We start from the raw sequence: 3777 nt of genomic DNA, 5'->3' as shown, positions 1-3777 counted from the left end.
CATGCAGGGCCTGCGCGACCGGGCCGAACGTGCCGAGCAGGAGCGCTACCTGCTCGCCGAGCAGGCCAGGGCCGAGGAACGGGCCCGGCTCGCGGGCGAAATGCACGACGTCGTGACGCACCGGGTCAGCCTGATGGTGCTGCAGGCAGGCGCGCTCGGTATCACCGCCAAGGACGAAGCGACCAGGCAGGCCGCGGAAGAACTGCGGGCCGCGGGCTGCCAGGCGCTGGATGAGCTGCGAGATCTGGTCGGCATCTTGCGGACCGAGCCCGATGGCGATCAGACGCCGTCAACGCCGGGGCTGCCCGCGCTGATCGCCGAGTCCACGGCCGCCGGCGCCCCCGCCGAACTGGCCGAGGACGGCGACCCCGCGCTCGCCTCACCGGTCGTGGGGCGCACGGTGTACCGGATTGTGCGCGAGGCGCTCACCAACGCCCGCAAGCACGCGCCGGGCGCACCTGTGCTCGTCCAGATCGGCTACCGCGAGTCGCAGGTCAGGGTCGTCGTCAGCAACGGGCCGGCCACGCGAAGCGGGGACAGCGCGCTGAGCGGCACCGGATCCGGCCTTGGTCTGGCCGGCCTGCGCCAGCGGGTCGAGCTCATGCACGGCACGTTGCGGGCCGGGCCGACGCCGGACGGCGGGTTCCGGCTAGAGGCCGTGTTGCCCGCGTACGTCCCGACAGCTGAGCCGGCCGAGCACACCGAACGGGCGGCGGAGCAGCCCGCCCCGGCCGCGCGGCCCGCATGATCCGGGTAGTCGTCGTCGACGACGAGCCGATGGTCTGCGCCCACCTGCGCACGATCCTCGGCTCGTCTGGTGACATCGAGGTCGTGGACGAGGCTCACGACGGAGCGGCCGGGGTCGAGGCCGTCGTCCGCAGCCAGCCCGATCTGGTGCTCATGGACCTGCGCATGCCCGGCGTGGACGGCCTCACCGCGATCGAACGGATCGGCAGGCTCGCCGACCCGCCCGTAGTGGTCGTGCTGACCACCTTCGACGCAGACCAGTATGTGCTCCGCGCGCTGCGCGCCGGCGCGGCCGGGTTCCTCGTCAAGTCGACGCCGCCGGCCGACCTGATCGGGCTGGTGCGGGTAGCGGCGGACGGGCATACCGTGCTCTCCCCCGCTGCTGCCCGGCGCCTGGTCGCCGCGTCCGCCGACAGCCAGCCGGCCCGCGAGCACGCACGCAAGCTGGTCGGAACGCTGACCGAGCGAGAGGCCGAGGTATTGAGCTGCCTCGGTGAAGGGCTGTCGAATGCCCAGATAGCGAGCCGGCTGTACCTGTCCGAGGCGACGGTCAAGGGATACGTGTCGCGCATGCTCGTCAAGCTCGGCTGCGCCAACCGGACCCAGGCAGGGTTGCTCGCGCACGACGCCGGGATCGTTCGCCGAGAAGGCGGCGCATAGCGGCCGTCGTAGGCGTATCCGAGCGAGGAAATGCGGTGATCACGCGGTGAAGGCGGTGCGGTTCCACGAGTACGGCGGGATCGATGTACTGCGGGTGGAAGAGGTGGCGCGGCCGGTGCCCGGCCCCGCGCAGGTGCTGGTCGAGGTCAGGGCAGCCGGGATCCAGCCCGGCGAGGTCCATATCCGTACCGGCGAGCTGCACGAGCGGTGGCCAGCGATGTTCCCCTCCGGGCAGGGCAGCGATCTGGCCGGCGTCGTGGCGGAGGCCGGCTCGCAGGTCCGCGGCGTCGCGGTGGGCGATGAGGTCCTGGGCTTCACTCATAACAGGGCGAGCCACGCGGAGTTCGTCGTGGTCGACGATGTGGCGTTGACCTCGCGTCCGGTGGGGCTGCCCTGGGACGTGGCCGGGTCGTTGTACGTGGCCGGCACGACCGCATACGCCACCGTGTTCGCGGTAGACCCCGGACCGGCCGACACGCTCGTCGTCTCCGGGGCGGCTGGCGGCGTCGGGTCGCTTGCCGTGCAGCTCGCACGGCGGCGCGGCGCCACGGTGATCGGGCTGGCGAGCGAACCGAACCACGCCTGGTTGAGGGCTCGCGGTGTCGTCCCGGTCGAGTACGGGCACGGCGTGGCCGAACGGATCCGACAGGCTTCCGATGGGAGCGTCGACGCGTTCATCGACACGTTCGGCGACGGCTACGTGGAGCTGGCCGTGGAGCTGGGCGTGCGGCCCGAGCGGATCAACACGATCCGCGACTGGCAGGCCGCGGCCGAGATCGGTGCGCGGACCTACGGGGAAGGCTCGGCGGCGTGCGCGGTCGTGCTCGGCGAGCTGGCCCGCCTCGCCGCGCGCGGGGAACTGGAGGTGCAGATCGCCCGCACCTATCCGCTGGAGCAGGTGCGAGACGCGTTCCGCGAGCTGGAACGGCGGCACACCCACGGCAAGATCGTGCTGCGGCCATAGCCCCAGCGCGCTCGGACCGTGCGCGGGGCCAGAATCGGTGAGACCATCGAACCTGCGGGCGTCGGCGCACCCCGCCGGTGGCCGTTGCGTCACCGCCAGGGGGAGGACTGGTCATGCGTCGTGGTTCCGCGGATACGCGCGAGGCGGCCGGTCGGGTGCCGGGGCCGCGGACGAGCTTTGTCGGCAGGGATCGTGAACTCGGCTCGGCTCACCGCCTCCTCGACTGCACCAGGCTGCTGACGCTGACCGGACCTGGTGGTCAGACACTCACCGTATCGTCGACTACCTGCGCCGTCTCGAGCGAGATGACGGCGACTTAGGACCCACCGCCATCTGCCACGCGGCGGGTACCCGGCCACGTTAGGCATCTATCTGGCGTTCAGGGGTACGTGGCTCCGCCCGGGGCGCTGGTCTTTCCGGCAATCCGCCGCAGCACCGCTTTGCGGGCCTCGGCGGCTACCACGACCGACAGGGCCACGGCGGTGCAGATCAGCCACTGCCGGACGTCGAGCCTGACGGTCCTGATCACGGTCTGGAATATACCCAGGACGGTGGACAGGATCAGCAGGACGAAAGACCCGCTGGTCGTGACGATGAACGTCTTGTCGGAAAAGGTGTCGAGAGAGAACGCCGAGTCCCGCTGGTCTTTCGACTCGATCGAGAAGAACAGAAGAAACAGTGCGAACGTGACCATGCCCATAGTCCGGGCGATGGCGAGCCCGTGCTCGTGCTCCGCCCAGCTGATCACGCTGAGGGTGCCGACCGTCATCACCAGGCCGACGAAGGCGAGCCAGACGATGAGACCGCGGGTCAGGATCGGCTTGGTGGGCGGCAGCGGCGGGCGGTCCATCAGCCCGGCGGCGGGCTTGCTGTAGCCGAGCCCGACCGACTGGATGGAGAGCATGGTGAAACTCACCCACAACGTCTGCAGCGGAAGCAGCGGTATGCCCTTGGCGACGTCGAAGATGCTGGCGGACAGGAACGTGAGGATGTAGCCGAACAGGCCGCCGATCTGGAACCGGACGTACCGGGCAAGGTTGTCATAGAGCCCGCGGCCCACTTCCACGGCCTTGACGATAGTGGAGAAGTTGTCGTCGGTCAGGATCATCACCGCGGCTTCCTTGGTCACCTCGGTGCCGGTGACACCCATCGCGATGCCGATGTCGGCCTTCTTCAACGCGGGCGCGTCGTTGACGCCGTCGCCGGTCATCGCGACGACCTGACCGGTGCGTTGCAGCAAATCCACCAGGCGGACCTTGTCCTGCGGGGTGACCCGGGCGATCACCCCGATGCCGTCGATCGCGGCCCGCGCCTGCTCGTCGCTCATCGCGCCGAACTCGGCACCGGTGATGACCTTGCCGTCGATGCCGAGCTGGCTGGCCACCACGGCCGCGGTGACCGCGTAG

The 3777-nt window shown here is 70.2% G+C and carries 4 protein-coding genes; 3 read left to right on the top strand and 1 reads right to left on the bottom strand.

Annotated features, from left to right (window positions below):
• From VH969_RS00705 to VH969_RS00695, 3 genes are all read left to right on the top strand, one after another.
• Positions 1-748 (top strand): sensor histidine kinase (locus tag VH969_RS00705; RefSeq protein ID WP_331968591.1); only part of this gene is annotated, 748 nt, incomplete at its 5' end.
• Entirely contained in the window at positions 745-1407 is a 663-nt protein-coding gene (locus VH969_RS00700) for a response regulator (protein ID WP_331968588.1), read from the top strand. The genes VH969_RS00705 and VH969_RS00700, both read left to right, overlap by 4 nt.
• Positions 1408-1453: 46 nt before the next feature.
• Positions 1454-2371: an NADP-dependent oxidoreductase gene (locus VH969_RS00695; protein ID WP_331968585.1), complete on the top strand. Its 918-nt coding sequence runs from the start codon at positions 1454-1456 to the stop codon at positions 2369-2371.
• A gap of 379 nt (positions 2372-2750) precedes the next feature.
• Here the strand turns inward: VH969_RS00695 and VH969_RS00690 are convergent, their stop codons facing one another.
• Positions 2751-3755, bottom strand: coding sequence for an HAD-IC family P-type ATPase (locus VH969_RS00690; protein WP_331968582.1), 1005 nt, complete (start codon positions 3753-3755; stop codon positions 2751-2753).
• Positions 3756-3777 lie beyond the last annotated feature (22 nt).

The sequence above is a fragment of the Actinophytocola sp. genome, from assembly GCF_036555685.1.
Classification (GTDB): domain Bacteria; phylum Actinomycetota; class Actinomycetes; order Mycobacteriales; family Pseudonocardiaceae; genus Actinophytocola.
This window is presented reverse-complemented; position numbering and strand designations above follow the sequence as displayed.

What these genes read in the sequence shown, in the direction of transcription:
- VH969_RS00700 (WP_331968588.1), top strand. Translation starts at nt 745, where the DNA reads ATGATCCGGGTAGTCGTCGTCGACGACGAGCCGATGGTCTGCGCCCAC.